We start from the raw sequence: 17,003 nt of genomic DNA, 5'->3' as shown, positions 1-17,003 counted from the left end.
CTCCCAACTGTTATGATCAGCATTTTACTGTTATACTGCATTCCGTCTAATATAGTTTATAATATCAGTATAACAGTGAATAACAGGAGATGAGAATAATATGAATATCCCTTGGTCCAAAATGGCACAAAATACCCCGTCCTCTGTCGTTCGCGACATGTTACAGGCTGCACAGGCGCCGGGAATGATTTCTCTAGCCGGAGGTTTACCTGCCCAGTCATCATTCCCGCTTGAAGCCATCCGTGCAGCATACGAAAAGGTATTCATGGGGGGTTCAGCTGCTCTTCAATATGCAGAGACAGAAGGTTTCCGACCATTACGTGCCAAAATTGCAGAACGTCTTGAATCCAAGGGCATTCCCGCTTCACCTGATCATATGCTTCTGACTACCGGTTCCCAGCAATCCATCGACCTGGTGTGCCGAATTTTGCTCGATCCAGGCGACAGCGTACTGGTTGAATCACCAACTTATCTGGCTGCCCTTCAAGTCATTCATTCCTATCAGGCTGAGGCGCACGGTGTTACCTGTGATGATGACGGCATGTTACCTGAGTCACTGGAGGAACAGCTGCAACTCCATCGACCAAAGCTCGTTTACATCAACCCTACGTTCTCCAACCCTTCAGGTAAAGTATGGAGTCGCGCCAGACGTCAACAAGCGGTGGATCTGTGCCGGAAATATGGCGTACTGATCCTGGAAGACGATCCTTATGGTGAAATCCGCTTTAAACCAGAACAACTGGATGCCCCTGCACTGGCGCAACTGGATGCGGAATCCTATGAGGGTCCCTCCAATGTCATCTACACCAGCACATTTTCCAAAACAGTAGCTCCAGGTCTCCGCACTGGCTGGATACTGGCAGCTCCAGATGTTATCAAAATAGCTGCTCGCGCCAAACAGGGGGCAGATTTGCATTCCAGCAGCATCGACCAAAGAGCACTTCATGCGCTATTGGAGTCTTTCGATCTGGACGGGCATATTCGCAATATCTCACAGGATTATGAACAGCGGATGAAAAAAATGACCACTCTCATGGCTGCAAAATCGTGGGAAGGTATCTCTTGGAACTCACCGCAGGGCGGAATGTTCCTATGGCTGCAACTGCCTGAGAGCATGCTGGCCAGCAATCTGTTTACCTATGGAATTCAGGAGAAAGTATGCATTGTACCAGGCGATTCCTTCTATGCGGGTACACCGGAGCTGAACCGTATGCGGATCAACTTTACTCATACTGATCCTGATCTTCTTCCCGAAGCTGTAGAGCGTATGGACCGTGCCATTCAACGCTGGCATGCATCATTACAGTCGGACAGTGTAGTTACACTGTAACGAACTGTCATCCACTGTATCATTAGGAACAATTTCTCATTTCAACGAATAACAACAAAATTAACAACAAAAATAAGGCGTCAGACCCGAGAAACTTCGAAGTCTGACGCCTTATTTATATGACCTGCAAGTGCAGGAATTCTTTTGAAGTTTAATCGCGTCCTTCTGATCAGTCAGGCACATCAGGTACAATCGTTCTGTTTGCCTGTGACTGATAGTGGACTGCATTTGTTACTGTTTGTGTTGTAGTTAGGAAAGCTTACCGTAAGCCGGGTTCTGTGCTCTTCGTGGTTCAGACGGGAACTACCCTCCCACCACAAGCGACAATCATCTATCTAGGCCATACATTGCTGCACAGCTCAAGCGACCAACCTAGACACACCTCGGGCTAAGGCTGCCTTCTCCGAAGAGTCGACTGTGTCCCATTAGGTCTTGCTCCAGATGGGGTTTACCAGGAACGAAGTCACCAGCGTTCCTCGGGGTCTCTTACACCTCGGTTCCATCCTTGCCTGTGCCGGAAAATCCGGCCATCGGCGGTCCATTTCTGTGGCACTATCCTTCAACTCGCGCTGACTGGACGTTATCCAGCATCCTGCCCTGTGGAGCCCGGACTTTCCTCTCGTGGCAACGAAGGCCACCAGCGATTGTCTGTCAAGCTTTCCGAACAACATTACATAGTATACAGGCATTTGAGTTTACAAACAAGCTTAATCTTACAGGAAGCAATGAACCCGAGTGCTTTTAGATAAACTGGAATACTTCCGTATTTACCTCGGATGCAGTCACTTGCGTGTCATAACGCTTGTCTTCCAAACGTGAGCGCAGCCAATCCGCAGTTTTTGGTTTCATGATTTTTTCGGCATTATGCCCGGCGTCAATGATACACATACCCGCCATCAGCGCATCGTGAGCCGTATGATAATCAATGTCTCCAGTTACGATGACATCGGCACCTTTGAACCGTGCTGGAAGGGTATAACGGCTGCCTGAACCGCCAAGCACTGCTGCTTTTTTGATTTGCCGATTGAGATCGCCTACTACCCTAACGTATGGCACATCCAGTTGGGCCTTAACGACCTCCACCAGCTCACCGAGTGCCTTAGGTTGTTTGAGTGGTCCCAAGCGCCCCAGACCCAGCGTACGGCCTTTTAAATCCATTGCATACAGGTCATAGGCCACTTCCTCATATGGATGAGCCTTAAGCATCGCTTGTACAACCTTGCTTCGTAGACTCTGCGGTACGATGGTCTCTATCCGCATTTCCTCTACACGCTCCATCTGTCCCTCTGTACCGATGAAAGGTTGTGTCCCCTCTCCCGGTACAAAAGTACCTGTGCCCTCCGTATTGAAGCTGCACTTGTTGTACTGCCCGATACTGCCAGCGCCCGCTTCGAGAATCGCCTGGAGCACCTGCTCATGATGAGTGCGAGGTACAAATACAGCCAGTTTGAACAAATGATCTGTATGTACATCCTCAAGTGATTCCTTGCTCTCAATTCCGATGGCCTCGGCCATCCAGTCATTCATGCCGCCTTCAGCCACATCCAGATTGGTATGACTAATATACACCGCAATATCATGCTTGATCAGCTTCTCGTACAGTTTCCCCATGGGTGTATCGGTATTCAATGACTTGACCGGACGGAAGATGATGGCATGGTGCGCAATAATCAGATTGGCTCCAATCCGAATGGCCTCGTCTACAACTTCGTTCGTCACATCAAGCGCGATAAGAACATGCGTAATTTCCTTTTGCAAACTGCCAAGTTGAAGACCAATCCGATCGTCCGGCACGGCCAGATGTTTGGGAGCAAGCTGCTCCATCAATTGAATTACAGTTTGACCTTTGGCAAACATGAGAGTACCTCCTTCAAGTTCACAATAAGACGCTCCACCTCAGCCGCCTTGTCCCGTGAAGACTCCTGATCTGATTTGGAGATGGAATGCACAACACTTTGCAGCTTGACGATTTCGCTCTCCCATTTGGCAAAAAACACATCCGTTGGACGGTCAGTTAAATAAGGCCCCATGCGCAGCAGCAAATCTGATGTCAATTCCACTCCGCCTTCAAGCGGACGTGCGCGATACACTTCCTCATTGGCAATCGGACTGAGTTCTTGCGGCATTGCTGTAATAATCTCGTACACTTTGCCATCTTCCTCAAGCAGCTGTTCTGCAACCACCACCCAGTGATGCTCGAGCAGCCAACGTCTGAGAATATCCTCACCAACATTAGGCTGCAAAATAAGAAGCTTGACCTCATCCAGTTTGGAGAGGCCACGATCCAGAATGGAGGCAATGAGTGCTCCTCCCATACCGGCAATGGTGATAACATCCACTTCTCCTGCAGAGATGACATCCAAGCCATCTCCACGACGTACTGTTATTCGTTCCTTCAGGCCTGCATCGCTGACTTGCTTGCGTGCAGCTTCATAAGGGCCGGGGTTGACTTCTCCGGCTACTGCACCTGCTGCTTTCCCGCTGCGTACTGCCGCTACCGGAAGCAAAGCGTGGTCTGAGCCAATGTCAGCCAAGCGGCTTCCTTCGGGAATTTGATCATGTATCCGCTGTAATCGATTCGAAAGTTTCATGAAGCACCTACACCATTCATTTAATTTATTGATTTGCATTGAACAACGAAAAGCGATAAAATGAAATCCAATAAAACATTTCAAGGATGAATTACCAAAACCAAGAAATTTAGATATTCAATTTAAAAATAAAGGAGACCCCGCCGCCGCTTAAGCGTCTTGCGGAAAGTCTCCCATAGTGATGTTATTCGAGGAAATCTTTAAGCCGTTTACTGCGGCTAGGGTGACGCAATTTGCGAAGAGCTTTGGCTTCAATTTGACGAATACGCTCACGCGTAACACCAAATACCTTGCCCACTTCTTCCAGCGTTCTTGTACGTCCATCGTCCAGACCAAAACGCAGACGAAGCACGTTCTCTTCACGCTCAGTCAAAGTATCCAGGACATCTTCGAGCTGTTCTTTCAGCAACTCATAAGCAGCAGCATCCGCCGGAGCCAATGCTTCCTGATCCTCGATGAAATCACCCAGATGGGAATCATCTTCCTCACCAATCGGTGTTTCCAGGGAAACCGGTTCCTGAGCAATCTTCGTAATCTCACGAACTTTTTCCACACTCAGATCCATCTCGGCAGCGATTTCTTCTGGTGTCGGTTCACGCCCAAGTTCCTGCAACAGCTGACGGGATACCCGGATCAGCTTATTGATCGTCTCCACCATATGCACAGGGATACGAATCGTACGTGCTTGGTCCGCAATTGCACGGGTGATCGCTTGGCGAATCCACCATGTCGCATACGTACTGAATTTATAACCCTTTTTGTGGTCGAACTTCTCAACCGCTTTGATCAGACCCATGTTACCTTCCTGAATCAGATCCAGGAACAACATTCCACGTCCAACATAACGCTTGGCGATACTGACCACGAGACGAAGGTTAGCTTCAGCCAAACGACGTTTCGCTTCTTCATCCCCGTTTTCAATCCGTTTAGCCAGTTCTACTTCGTCATCCGCAGACAACAAAGGTACACGACCAATTTCTTTGAGATACATACGAACAGGGTCGTTGATTTTGATTCCTGGTGGAAGGCTGAGATCATCATCAAAGTGGAATTCATCGTCTCCCTCTCTGGTGTTGTTCTCGGAATCTTCACTAGGGCGAAGGGTTACCTCTTCATCATTTTCGTTCACGACATCAATACCCAGGTCGCTCAGTTGTTCATAGAACTCATCCATCTGCTCTGCATCTTGCTCAAATGGGGAGAGTTTTTCTATAATTTCCTTGTAGTTCAACGAAGCTCTTTTCTTACCTGATTCAATCAATTGATCCTTAACCTGATCCAGTGTCAATTCTGTTTCTAGTTCAGTATGCTGATCATTCGCCATAACTCGACTCCCTCCTCCCTAGAAACATCCAACATTCAGACGTTCACTGTCTCTCTAGGGCAATCATTTCAATTGCAATTTGTGCCGCGCGTACAGAATCACCTGCCCGCTCTGCAGCAATCATTTCTTCTTTTTTCAGATCGTACTCTTTCTTACGCGGATATTTCAGCACTTCCCTGATGCAATCGTCGAGCACTTGAATACTCCATTCACCTGGACCATCCATCATCGAGATTGAACTGACCGTCTTTTCCAGTCGGTCGTCATGCAGTGAAGACATAAAACGGCTTGTATCCGACGGTTTGCCTTGCGCATAATAGGCATATAGATAAGCAGCAATAGCTGCATGATCATCCAAGTTAAAAGCTTCACCAAGATGCTCATTCACGTACTGGGCAGCCTCATCATCCTGAAGCATCCAGGCGAGCAGTTTGCGTTCAGCAGCGTGGTAAGCCGGCAACAGATTGGGTGTAGGCACCTGCCTATTTTGTTGCCTACCATTATTCCACCTTTTCGGGTTATTATCCCCATACTGGAGGTTATTTTTCATGGCCTCCCGTTCTTCATTACACTCCTGCTTCAGTGTTTCAAATGATACATCCACTTCCGCAGCCAGTTCCCGAAGATATACTTCCCGTTCTGTAGGAGAAGACAAAGGAGCAATAAGTTTCACCGCTTCCTTGGAATAAGCGATTTGTCCGCCGCCTTCTAGCAGTATATGGTTTTTTTTAAGGTTTATAAGCTTAAATTTTGTAGTCGTTACGGCGCCGTCCACAATCTGGTTTCGGAACCGCTCGCCACCATGCTTGCGGATAAAATCATCCGGGTCGAGCCCGTCCGGTATCAGAGCAATTTTGACCTGCAGTCCCGCTTCCTCAAGAATAGGAAAGTTTTTGAATGCCGCAGCCTGTCCTGCTCGATCGCCGTCATAACATACGATGACTTCATCACACATGCCTTTAAGCATCAATGCCTGATTCTCAGTGAGCGCGGTACCCATTGCCGCTACACCATTCTGGATATCCTGATCCCAGGCGGAGATAACATCGCCATACCCTTCGAACAATATGGCCTGCCTTTGTTTGCGAATTGCATTTTTGGCATGATGCAGATTGTAGAGAACACGGCTTTTGTTAAATAACCGGGTTTCCGGTGAATTTAGGTACTTCGGTTGCCCGTCTCCCAAAATGCGGCCTGCAAATGCAATCGGCTTTCCGCTCCTGCCGTTAATCGGAAACATGACCCTGTCTCGGAAACGGTCCACATACCCCTGACCTTCGTTTCGCGGTGACAGTAACCCACCCTTCTCCATCTCTTCAAGCGGAAATTCGCGCTTTTCCAGAAATTGTACCAAGGTATCCCAGCGATTAGGCGCATAGCCAATCTGGAATTGGTCAATGAGTTTGTCGCTAAACCCACGTGAGCGTAAATATTCCATAGCCACTTTACCGTGCTCTGTATTTTTCAATAAGAAATGATACAGCTTCGCGGTAAGCTCATATGCTTCCAATAAACGTTCGGTTTCTGGATTAACATGAGCCGATTCCCGCCCTTGCCAGTCCCCCATTGAAATGTGGCTTTCTTCTGCCATCGTCTTGACAGCCTCGGGAAAGGATAACCCTTCGATTTCCATCCTGAATTTGATGGCATTTCCACCCGTGCCGCAACCGTAGCAATAGAAAATTTGTTTCTCCGGCGTAACTGTAAACGAAGGCGTCTTCTCAGAATGAAAAGGACAGAGGCCTTTCATATATTTCCCCTGTTTGGTCAGATGTACAAATCGGCTCACCGTATCGACGATATCATGCTGCTGTAACACCGATTCAATAATGCTTTCGGGTATACCGCCTTGTCCGGTACTCATCTTGGTCCACCTTCATCTCTTTAACACGTAAATATTATTCGATAAACTTACACATTCTCCTGCAAATCTTTCAAAAGTTTTGTCAGTTTATGTTGAAAAATTTCCCGATCCTGCTCTGTGAAAGGCTTTGGGCCTTTTCCATAATGCCCTCTTTTTCGTGCTTTGGCCGCAGTATGACGGGAATCCAGCATGAAATCAATGTCACGATCATTAAATTCACGACCACGAAATGATAAAACATAACAACGTTTGCCAAGTGCGAGCGCCGCCAGTCCATAATCCTGTGTAATGACCACATCGTATGGCTTGATGTGATTGGCAATGTAAAGGTCTGCACTCTGATCACTTCGATCAACCTGAACGGTACGCACTCCTTCTCCGCCCTGAAGAAAATGGTCAAATGAAGAAACCATCAATACAGGAACTTTGAATCGGAGAGCTGTTTCTGCGATCTCAGCCTTGACCGGGCAAGCATCACCATCCACAACAATATGGCGTACATTTAACTCACTCAAAGCCAGACCACCCGGTTTCATAAAATATCTGCATATTGTAATATACGACCCCAGCCAGTCAAAATCCTTCTGACCGGTCTATGGAAATCAAAGGCTAAAATACGGAACGGCTGTAAATATAAATTTTTCACAATCCGTTCCGTATATTTATACCCTCATATATCCTTCTTTAATACTGAATTTATGCTTTGCCGCAGATCTGTCTACTCGGAGGAGAAAAGGATGCGATTACCAGACCAATTTGGAGAAATCAGCAAAAGCTTTCAGATCACGGTCAATGGCTGCAAGCAGTGCCAGACGATTCGCCCGCACAGCCTCATCTTCAGCCATAACCATAACCGAATCGAAGAATACGGTGATCGCTTCCTTCCAAGCCGATGCAATCGCGAGCGCTTCAGCGGCAGCATGCTGAGACAATACCTGACGATATTCCTCATTGGTTTTGCTCCATGCCTCATGCAGCTGGCGTTCTCCTTCTTCTGTGAAGAGTTCTGCATGAACCGAAGCATTGGATGCTTTGGCAGCCAGATTACCGACACGGTTGAAGGATTCGACAGTTGTTTTGAAGGCATCGCCCGTTTGGACAGCTGCCATGAGTGCCTCACCTTTTGGAACTACAGCGCTGATATCATCAAATCCGGAAGAAATCACCGCATCCACAACATCATAACGAACCGTTTCCGACAACAGTTTTTTCACTCGAAGACCGAAGAAGTCCTGTAAATCTTTACGTACCTCTTCATCCGCACGTTTCAACAGGTTCATCTGAGCATGCACTTGAAGGGCAACGCCGAATACATCGGACAAGGTCAGCGGAAGATTGTGATCCAGCAAAATTTGTACGATACCTGCTGCCTGACGGCGCAGTGCGTATGGATCTTGAGATCCTGTAGGAATGATATTGATCGAGAAACAACCTACAATTGTATCCATTTTATCGGCAGCACTCACAATAGCTCCAACGAGCGAAGCAGGAGATTGATCTCCAGCGAAACGTGGCTGATAATGCTCAAATACCGCTTTGGCCACTTCTTCTTTTTCACCAGCTTTACGGGCATAATCTTCACCCATCACACCTTGCAGTTCAGGGAATTCCCCCACCATAAGTGTAACAAGGTCGAATTTGCAGATATCCGCAGAACGATTCACCGCTTCGGCTACATCAGCTGGTACTTGCAGCTTGCTAGCCAGACCATCCGCAATTTTGCGAATACGGCGAACTTTATCTCCAACCGTTCCCAGCTCTTCCTGGAAGACGATACTTTCCAATTTCGATAATGCATCCTTGATCTCCAGCTTCTGGTCTTCCTCGTAGAAGAACTTGGCATCAGACAGACGTGCACGGAGTACCTTTTCGTTTCCTTTTGCAATGACATCCAGTGAATCGCTGCCGCCGTTACGAACCGTAACGAAGTATGGCAACAATTGTCCATCGTTATCAAGCACAGGGAAATAACGTTGATGCTCGCGCATCGAAGTAATCAGTACCTCTTGTGGAATATTCAAAAATGAAGATTCGAATGTTCCGAACAGCACCGTTGGTGTCTCAACCAGGAACAGAACCTCTTCCAGCAAATCTTCCTTGATCGCAATATCCCATTTCTTCTCGGCAGCCAGTGCCTGAATCTGGGATACAATCATCTGCTCACGTTCTTTGATATCCGCAATGACGTGCTCGGAACGAAGCACTTCCACATACGAAGCGGGATCCGAAATAACCGCCTCTTTTCCGAGGAAACGATGTCCACGTGTTACATTGCCAGACTTTACGCCTGCAACTTCCAACTCAATAACATCGCTGCCCAGCAGAGCGACAATCCAGCGAATCGGACGTACAAATTTGAAATCATACGAAGCCCAACGCATGAATTTCGGGAAGGTCATGGCATGCAGTATAGCCAGCAAACCCTGTCCGATTACAGAGGACGTTTCCACGCCTTTACTGCTCTTGGTAGCGTAGATATATTCCACGCCGCTCAGTTCTTTAAATGTGAACTGATCCGGTTCAACACCCTGACTACGGGCGAATCCGAGTGCAGCTTTACTCCAGTTACCACTGTCATCCAATGCTATTTTACGGGAAGGTCCTTTAACTTCTTCCTCCACGTCTTCCTGTTTCTCAGCAACATCCTTGATCAAAACAGCCAGTCGGCGCGGTGTGGCATACGCATTCACTTCACCGTAAGCAATGCGGGATGCATCCAGCCATTTCACGACACGATCTTGCAGCTGTTCAATTGCTGCTCGCATGAAGCGTGCAGGCACTTCTTCCAGACCAATTTCAAACAACAGATCCTTAGACATGCTCAGCTCCCCCTTTCTTGATCAGCGGGAAGCCGAGCTTCTCACGCTCTTCCACATATGTTGCAGCCACTTGACGAGCCAGGTTACGGACACGAGTAATGTACCCAGTACGCTCCGTTACACTGATTGCCCCGCGCGCATCCAGCAGATTGAACGTATGTGAACATTTCAACACATAGTCATATGCCGGGAAAACCAGATTCTGTGCCATAGCCTTGTTTGCTTCCTCTTCATGCATGTTGAAGAGCGTAAACAACATTTTGACATCTGATACTTCAAACGTATATTTGGAGTGTTCGAATTCAGGCTGACGGAACACATCACCATATGTAATACCGTCTACCCATTCCAGCTCAAACACATTTTCTTTTTCCTGAATGTACGAAGCAAGACGCTCCATACCATACGTAATTTCAACGGCTACCGGATTCGTCTCGATTCCACCGACTTGTTGGAAATACGTAAATTGGGTGATTTCCATACCGTCCAACCATACTTCCCAGCCAAGACCAGCACAGCCGAGGGAAGGATTCTCCCAGTTGTCCTCAACAAACCGAATATCATGTTTAAGCGGATCAATACCCAACTGTTTCAGACTTTCCAGGTAAATCTCCTGAATATTGTCCGGAGAAGGCTTGATAATAACCTGGAATTGATGATGCTGATAGAGACGGTTTGGATTTTCTCCATAACGACCATCCGAAGGACGGCGGGACGGCTCTACATAAGCTACTTTCCAAGGCTCGGGTCCAAGCGAACGCAAAAAGGTCATCGGGTTCATCGTACCTGCCCCTTTTTCCGTATCATATGGTTGAACAATAATACAGTTGTGCTCGGCCCAGAATTGTTGCAGCGTGAGGATCATCTGCTGAAAATTCATAATCATGCTCCTTTTCGATGGTTTGTGATGAACAAGCCTAGAACGGTACAGACAATAAAAAGCCCTCGTCCTACGCCTGTTATACAGACATAGGGACGAGAGCTATTCCCGCGGTTCCACCCTACTTGGCTTAGATATAAACAGAAGTTCCTGTTCATTCAAGCCCACTTTTCCGTGTCATTCATGCTCCCGAGTGCCATTTCACAGACCGATTCAACCCGGCTCCCACCATCCCCGGCTCGCTCACACAAGATTAGTAAGGTCAATCGACCTCTGCTCCTGAATGTAATAAATCAAGTCTCCTACTTTCTCGTTCAATGCATGTCTCCAAAAGAGAAATTATAGTTCATAATATATAAAAATAAGTACGAAGTCAAGATATATTACTTATTTCACATGAAGACGACTCAAATCCCGTACTTTTCCATTTGATCAAGAAAAGAACGGGATTTTAAATTCAAGCCAAGCTGATGATCCATAAAGGCCCGCATGATCTTTTTAATCTCATCCCGGGTGCCTTCGCTCACCGATATATTACCAAGCCTTTGCAGATCCAGCTGTGCAAACAGACGTAAGAGTTTCAACGCCTTCGGACTCACGGACATCGCCGGAGGATCAAAGTGTTTGCAAGCACGGCACAGAACGCCTCCAAGTCTTGGACTAACAAATAATTGTTCATCCGGACGCTCGTGACCACAAGAAATGCAATCATCAAGCTGAGGTCCATACCCGGCTGCCTGTAATATTTTCATTTCATACAGGCTTGTGATGACGACCGGATCTTTCTCTTCCTTCAACGCCTGAAGACAGGCTTTCAACTGTTTGAACCAGAACGTACCTGTCTCTTCATCCTGCAACACACGATCCAGCAGTTCACAAGCATAAGATGCATAGGAGGCCTTAATCAGATCTTCACGCAGCTCATGATAAGATTCCATAATCTCACCTGCGTTTAGTGTTCCCAGACCGGTGTTACGAAAATATACATATTGACCGTACGTAAATGGCTGCACCAGTGCAGCATGTCGGCTTTTGGGCTTTTTGGCACCGCGGACGAGTACCCCTACTTTCCCGCCGCTTTCGGTGCAAAGCGTAATGATTTTGTTTCCCTCGCCGTAGTCCATGCTGCGGATGACAATCCCTTCCACCCTGTATAGCATGCCTCGTCACCTAACCATTCCCGAATTAGCCAATTAACCTTCGGCTTCTTCATCTTCAATCACTTCCCTTGCAGGTTCCGACTCCTGTCCCACCGAGCTGCATGCCTCGGAATACAACAAATAGGATTCCACATCCCCCGTCATCGCAAAAACCTTCCACGAAAAATCTCGCATCGGAATTTCATCCTCTCTTCGGAAATGACGTCTGCTTCTACCAGATAGGATGGAGTCTTGCAAGGTAAACTATGTGTTGCAATTACTGGATACAATTCCGACGATTAGTCGCGGCCAAAGCCAAGGTCACGCAGAACTCGATCCTGGTTTCTCCAGTCTTTCTTCACTTTAACCCACAGGTCCATGAAGATTTTGGAACCTAACAGGTTTTGAATATCCTGGCGGGCACGTTTCCCCACTTCTTTGAGCAAGGCACCCTGTTTACCGATAATGATCCCTTTTTGCGAATCACGCTCCACAAAGATGACAGCCGAAATATAAACGACGCCATTGTCCTGTACTTTCATATCCTCAATCGTTACGGCAATGGAGTGAGGCACTTCTTCGCGTGTCATTTGTAAAATCTTCTCCCGAATCAACTCCGCACAAACGAACTGTTCCGGATGGTCTGTAACCTGGTCATCTGGATAGTACTGTGGACCTTCCGGCAAATACTTGCCGAGCTGCTCCAGCAACGTGCTTACATTGCTGCCGAGCATGGCAGAAACAGGTACGATTTCAGCGAAATTGTGCAGCTTGCGATATTCCTCAATCAGCGGAAGCAGTGCTTCCGGCTCAATTTTATCAATTTTGTTCATGACAAGAATGACAGGCGTACGCACATTTTTCAATTGTTCGGCAATATAACGGTCCCCACCGCCCATGCCTTCAGAAGCATCGATCAGGAACAGAGCAGCTTCAACTTCTCCGAGCGTGTTCAAAGCGGTCTGGTTCATGTAATCGCCCAGCTTGGATTGACGTTTGTGAATCCCTGGCGTATCCAGGAAAACGATTTGTTGTTGTTCCGATGTATATACACCATGAATCTTATTACGCGTCGTTTGTGGCTTGTCCGACATGATCGCAATTTTCTGTCCAATGACTTGGTTCATCAGTGTGGATTTACCTACATTGGGACGTCCAATAATGGCTACAAAACCGGATTTGAATGCTTGTTTTTTCATATGTTCCTCCTCAGGCGCCTAGGCCTGGAATGTATTGGTTTTTACTTTTTAGCAGAGTTCAGATCAGATGGTCCAAAAGCCCATGGCAATAATTCGGCAACTGTAGTCTCCTGCAGATCACCTTTCAAGTTACCCAGAATGACCTTCATGTCCGGATCACACAGTTCGTACATCACTTGACGACATACACCGCAAGGAGCAATCGGTCCGTCTGTATCTCCTACAATCGCCATAGCCTTGAAACTGCGTGGTTGCTTACCTCCTGCAATCGCGCTGAACATAGCTGTGCGCTCAGCACAGTTACCTGGCGTGTAAGCAGCATTCTCAATATTACAACCATGATGCACATGTCCCTCACTGTCAAGCAAAGCTGCACCTACACCAAAATGAGAATAAGGCGTATACGCTTTCGTACGTGCCTTAATTGCTTCTTGCATCAACAAACCATTATCCATAATTAATCTCTCCCTTTGGGGTGTACTATAAAGTTAACTAGTGCATTTACACTGGACACTCCGCTGCCAGAACAACCTTCCGAGCGCTGTTATCCCCAGATTTTTATGATTCACTTTTTCAAAGTGAAAATCCGGGGATAAAGGCGCACACTTCGTTTCTTCAGGTTTCTTCTGACCTCTCCGTTATCGTGTTTGCATCAAGTAACTATACAATTGTGTGTAATTTAAAAACAAAATCAGAACAAACCCAGCCAGCTCATCACCGGCTTAATGAAAACGACACACCCGATGATGACGGCGAACACCGCAGCCAGCAAAACTGCACCGGCCGCGGTGTCCTTCGCCGCTTTTGCCAGCGGATGTATATGCGGATGCGCCAGATCTACAGCAGCTTCCACAGCTGTATTCATCATCTCCGTCACAAGAACCAGAAAAACGGCTGTCAGTACAAACATCCAGTCCGTTCTGGAAATCCCGAAAAAAAAGCCGGCTGCACACATCAAAATGGCGACTCCTGTATGAACTCTTACATTCCGCTGAGTCCGCAGCCCGTATACGATTCCTTCCGCAGCATTGCGGAATACCATCCCCCAGGAGCGCCTTTTCATTATCGTGTCAACCCGGCTTGGGCAAGTACCGCTTCCTGTTTGCCCATCATTTCGGCTTCGCTGGCTTCATCCTGATGATCATATCCAAGCAGGTGCAAGAAGCCATGAACAAACAGGAACCCGAGCTCACGTTCAAATGAATGGCCATATTCTTCACTCTGCAGAATGGTCCGCGGAACAGAAATAATAATATCCCCCAGAACATCCGGCATTTCTTCCATTTCTTCATCCTCGTCCAGTTCGTAGATAATATCCAGTTCCTCATCCACAGTCTCATTCATTGCAAAAGACAATACATCTGTTGGACGATCTATGCCGCGATAATCACGGTTCAGCTCATGAATCTGCTCATCATCTACGAAAGTCAGGGCCACTTCCCCGTCTGCAACACCCTCTGCTTCCCCTGCCAGGTTCAGCAGCTGCTCCAGCATTGCGATCATCGGTTCGGTGATTTCTTTATCCTGTTGTTCATTATTCCATGCTAGGTTAAGACTCATTCTTTCATACTCCTGTCTTGTCATAATTAGCGAATCAACCCGCTTCAGGCGAAGTTGGCTTCGGTTTCTTCATTTCTTCCGGATATTCAATCCTGGAGTGGAATATACCCATGACGGTTTCCTTAAGAGTCTTGGCGACAATATCCAGCTCCCGCATTGTCAGATCACAGTCGTTAAACTGATGATCGTCCAGTCGACCTTTAATAATCTTTTCGATCATGGACTCCACTTGTTCCACAGTAGGCTTCCGCAAGGAACGGACCGCAGCTTCCACACTGTCAGCAATGCCAACAATCGCCGACTCTTTGGACTGAGCCTTGGGACCTGGATAACGGAAATCATCTTCCGTGAAATCTGGTTCCACTCCTGCTTCCTCAGCCTGACGCAGTGCTTTGTGATAGAAGTAATGCAGGAAGGTTGTTCCATGATGCTGCTCAGCAATGTCCCGAATAGGCCTCGGAAGCTTGTAGTCCTTCTGCATTTCCACACCATCGCGTGCGTGAGCAACGATAATGGACTTGCTCAGCTTTGGATCAATCGAATCATGCGGATTTTCCATATTATTTTGATTTTCAATAAAATAAATCGGTCGCTTGGTCTTGCCAATATCATGGTAATACGAGCCCACCCGACATAACAACCCATTGGCACCGATTGCTTCCGCGGCGGCTTCTGACAGGTTTCCTACCATCACACTGTGGTGATATGTGCCCGGTGTCTCTGTTAGCAATTTGCGCAATAGCGGGTGATTGGGATTAGACAGTTCTACCAGTTTCAGCGCAGACAAAATGCCAAATGAGGTTTCGAAAAACGGCATCAGCCCAATAACCAGTATGGCGGTCAGTACGCCTCCGGCAAATGCAAATCCAATGCCATAGAGCGTTGTCGTACGGTTCCAGTCACTTGAGTCAATCAAAGCCAACGTGAAAACTGCGATCGATCCGAACAGACAAACCATAATGGCACCTTTCAGGATCGTAGACCGCTGACTTGCCCGATGGGTGGCAAAGATCGCAACAAACGATACCAACACCGCGAAGAATCCAAGTTCAAAGTCAAAAATTTGACCCTGATGTGTATTCAAAATAATGCTCGACAGCATGCCGATAATAATCGAGCAGACAAAGGCAAGCGATGTATCCAGCAGCAATGCTATTAACATGGCTCCTACGGCAACAGGGGCAAGAAAGCCTACGTATGAATTCTCACTGGTCTGGAGTATCGCAGTAACATGCATAACCACAATCGTAATAATAAATATGAGAACAAGCATCAGCAGCTGAGCATTGTTATATTTGAAATGCGTTCCGCTGAATTGCTGAATATACATGAGAATCGCTGCCGACAACAGACAGGACAGCATAAGCAGTCCAAGCTGAGGCCAATAGTTTACTTCGTTTTTCAGCAAATCGTTCTCGCCCAGAAGGGTGTACATCTCCGGGGTAATCATCTCACCCTTGGCAACAAGTGTATCTCCTTGCTTGATAAAGACCGTTTGAGTGTTCTCACGAGCCTGTACTTTAGCTTCTTTTGTACCCTCTTCATCGTAGAAGCGGTTCGACGTGACCACAAGACGAGCAAGCTCCTGCACAACCTCACGCTGCGTACGCTTGCTTAGGGAGCTCACACTCACCATCTCGGCCACTTTGGCACGAGCTGTTGTAGCCTCACTAATCTGGTCGGTCATTAATCTGGAGACAATATCCCGAGCAACGGCCTTCATCTCCTGAATATCATCCGAAGTCAAACGTGAAATTTTGATATAAGTCTCTTCCGGAATTCGGTAGCTTTGCTCCTGTACCACATTTCTGATCTCTTCCAAAAGAGTTTCGGAGTATGTACCCGCTTTCCGGTTGTTGTTGATAAAATTGGAAACAAAGTCTTTCTGACGCTGCGGTATTTCATCACGATAGATGTCAATCTTGTCCTGACTGGAAATCTGATCATCCTGATTCAGTCGATCAATACGATCAAGCAGAGTCGTCATCAGATTTTCGTTCCGCATTTGCACGATCTGAAACATCGGCTGTACACGTTCAGCGGCTTCTTCTTGCGCTTTCAGCGTGGCCTTGGTATTCGGGATCTGCATGGGCGCAGCAATATTCACTTCACTTCGTGTGCCTTCCTGAATATCATACCGCTCTGGGAGCAGCTTGGAAGCAAGACTCACGTAGAAGAGGATCACCAGAAACAAAAACAGAAGATAGCGTGCCCACACGCTATACTTCCATCCTGTAGCTCTATTTTGAAAAGATTTGCCTTTTGACAGTTCCTTCGAGGTCATCGAGACAATCCCT

General features: G+C 47.2%; 15 protein-coding genes and 1 other RNA gene. 1 reads left to right on the top strand and 15 read right to left on the bottom strand.

The annotated features are described in order from the left end of the window. Nucleotides 1-100: 100 nt before the first annotated feature. Nucleotides 101-1,330, top strand: a complete 1,230-nt coding sequence (locus tag CS562_RS24320) for an aminotransferase-like domain-containing protein (RefSeq protein ID WP_099858460.1) — start codon at nt 101-103, stop codon at nt 1,328-1,330. Between the two features lie 250 nt (nt 1,331-1,580). Here the strand turns inward: CS562_RS24320 and rnpB are convergent. The 15 genes from rnpB to CS562_RS24245 form a co-directional block, all read right to left on the bottom strand. Further along, nucleotides 1,581-1,990, bottom strand: an RNA gene (rnpB, locus tag CS562_RS24315) — RNase P RNA component class A. 81 nt (nt 1,991-2,071) lie between these two features. After that, on the bottom strand, nt 2,072-3,187 hold the full coding sequence (locus tag CS562_RS24310; protein ID WP_099858459.1) for a Nif3-like dinuclear metal center hexameric protein: 1,116 nt from the start codon (nt 3,185-3,187) through the stop codon (nt 2,072-2,074). Further along, nucleotides 3,163-3,921, bottom strand: a complete 759-nt coding sequence (locus CS562_RS24305) for a tRNA (adenine(22)-N(1))-methyltransferase (RefSeq protein WP_099858458.1) — start codon at nt 3,919-3,921, stop codon at nt 3,163-3,165. Before CS562_RS24305 ends, CS562_RS24310 begins: the two co-directional genes overlap by 25 nt. A gap of 184 nt (nt 3,922-4,105) precedes the next feature. Then, nucleotides 4,106-5,245 carry an RNA polymerase sigma factor RpoD gene (rpoD, locus tag CS562_RS24300; protein WP_024628459.1) on the bottom strand — a complete coding sequence of 380 codons (1,140 nt, stop codon included), beginning with the start codon at nt 5,243-5,245 and terminating at the stop codon, nt 4,106-4,108. A 43-nt stretch (nt 5,246-5,288) separates the two neighbouring features. Beyond that, nucleotides 5,289-7,109, bottom strand: coding sequence for a DNA primase (gene dnaG / locus CS562_RS24295; protein ID WP_076288099.1), 1,821 nt, complete (start codon nt 7,107-7,109; stop codon nt 5,289-5,291). Nucleotides 7,110-7,156: 47 nt separating this feature from the next. After that, a complete protein-coding gene (locus tag CS562_RS24290; protein WP_090901596.1) occupies nt 7,157-7,645 on the bottom strand; it encodes a YaiI/YqxD family protein in 489 nt (162 codons plus the stop codon). 207 nt (nt 7,646-7,852) lie between these two features. Next, the gene (gene glyS / locus CS562_RS24285) at nt 7,853-9,928 is read right to left on the bottom strand and encodes a glycine--tRNA ligase subunit beta (protein ID WP_076288097.1); all 2,076 of its coding nucleotides are present in this window, start codon (nt 9,926-9,928) and stop codon (nt 7,853-7,855) included. Further along, entirely contained in the window at nt 9,921-10,808 is an 888-nt protein-coding gene (gene glyQ / locus CS562_RS24280; RefSeq protein WP_024628463.1) for a glycine--tRNA ligase subunit alpha, read from the bottom strand. The genes glyS and glyQ overlap by 8 nt, the downstream gene beginning before the upstream one ends. A gap of 407 nt (nt 10,809-11,215) precedes the next feature. After that, complete coding sequence (gene recO, locus CS562_RS24275; protein ID WP_076288096.1) at nt 11,216-11,968, bottom strand: DNA repair protein RecO; 753 nt, start codon at nt 11,966-11,968, stop codon at nt 11,216-11,218. Between the two features lie 33 nt (nt 11,969-12,001). Beyond that, a complete protein-coding gene (locus CS562_RS24270; protein ID WP_076288095.1) occupies nt 12,002-12,142 on the bottom strand; it encodes a YqzL family protein in 141 nt (46 codons plus the stop codon). A gap of 104 nt (nt 12,143-12,246) precedes the next feature. Next, nucleotides 12,247-13,146 (bottom strand): GTPase Era, encoded by a 900-nt coding sequence (gene era / locus CS562_RS24265; RefSeq protein WP_076288094.1) that lies wholly within the window; start codon nt 13,144-13,146, stop codon nt 12,247-12,249. A 41-nt stretch (nt 13,147-13,187) separates the two neighbouring features. Continuing rightward, nucleotides 13,188-13,601, bottom strand: a complete 414-nt coding sequence (locus tag CS562_RS24260; protein WP_076288093.1) for a cytidine deaminase — start codon at nt 13,599-13,601, stop codon at nt 13,188-13,190. A gap of 236 nt (nt 13,602-13,837) precedes the next feature. After that, on the bottom strand, nt 13,838-14,209 hold the full coding sequence (locus tag CS562_RS24255; protein ID WP_076288092.1) for a diacylglycerol kinase family protein: 372 nt from the start codon (nt 14,207-14,209) through the stop codon (nt 13,838-13,840). After that, nucleotides 14,209-14,706, bottom strand: coding sequence for an rRNA maturation RNase YbeY (ybeY, locus tag CS562_RS24250; protein ID WP_063567028.1), 498 nt, complete (start codon nt 14,704-14,706; stop codon nt 14,209-14,211). The genes CS562_RS24255 and ybeY overlap by 1 nt, the downstream gene beginning before the upstream one ends. A gap of 34 nt (nt 14,707-14,740) precedes the next feature. Further along, a complete protein-coding gene (locus tag CS562_RS24245) occupies nt 14,741-16,990 on the bottom strand; it encodes an HD family phosphohydrolase (protein WP_063567029.1) in 2,250 nt (749 codons plus the stop codon). Between the last annotated feature and the right edge of the window lie 13 nt (nt 16,991-17,003).

This window comes from Paenibacillus sp. LK1 (genome assembly GCF_002750415.1).
GTDB classification, from domain to species: Bacteria; Bacillota; Bacilli; order Paenibacillales; family Paenibacillaceae; genus Paenibacillus; species Paenibacillus taichungensis.
This window is presented reverse-complemented; position numbering and strand designations above follow the sequence as displayed.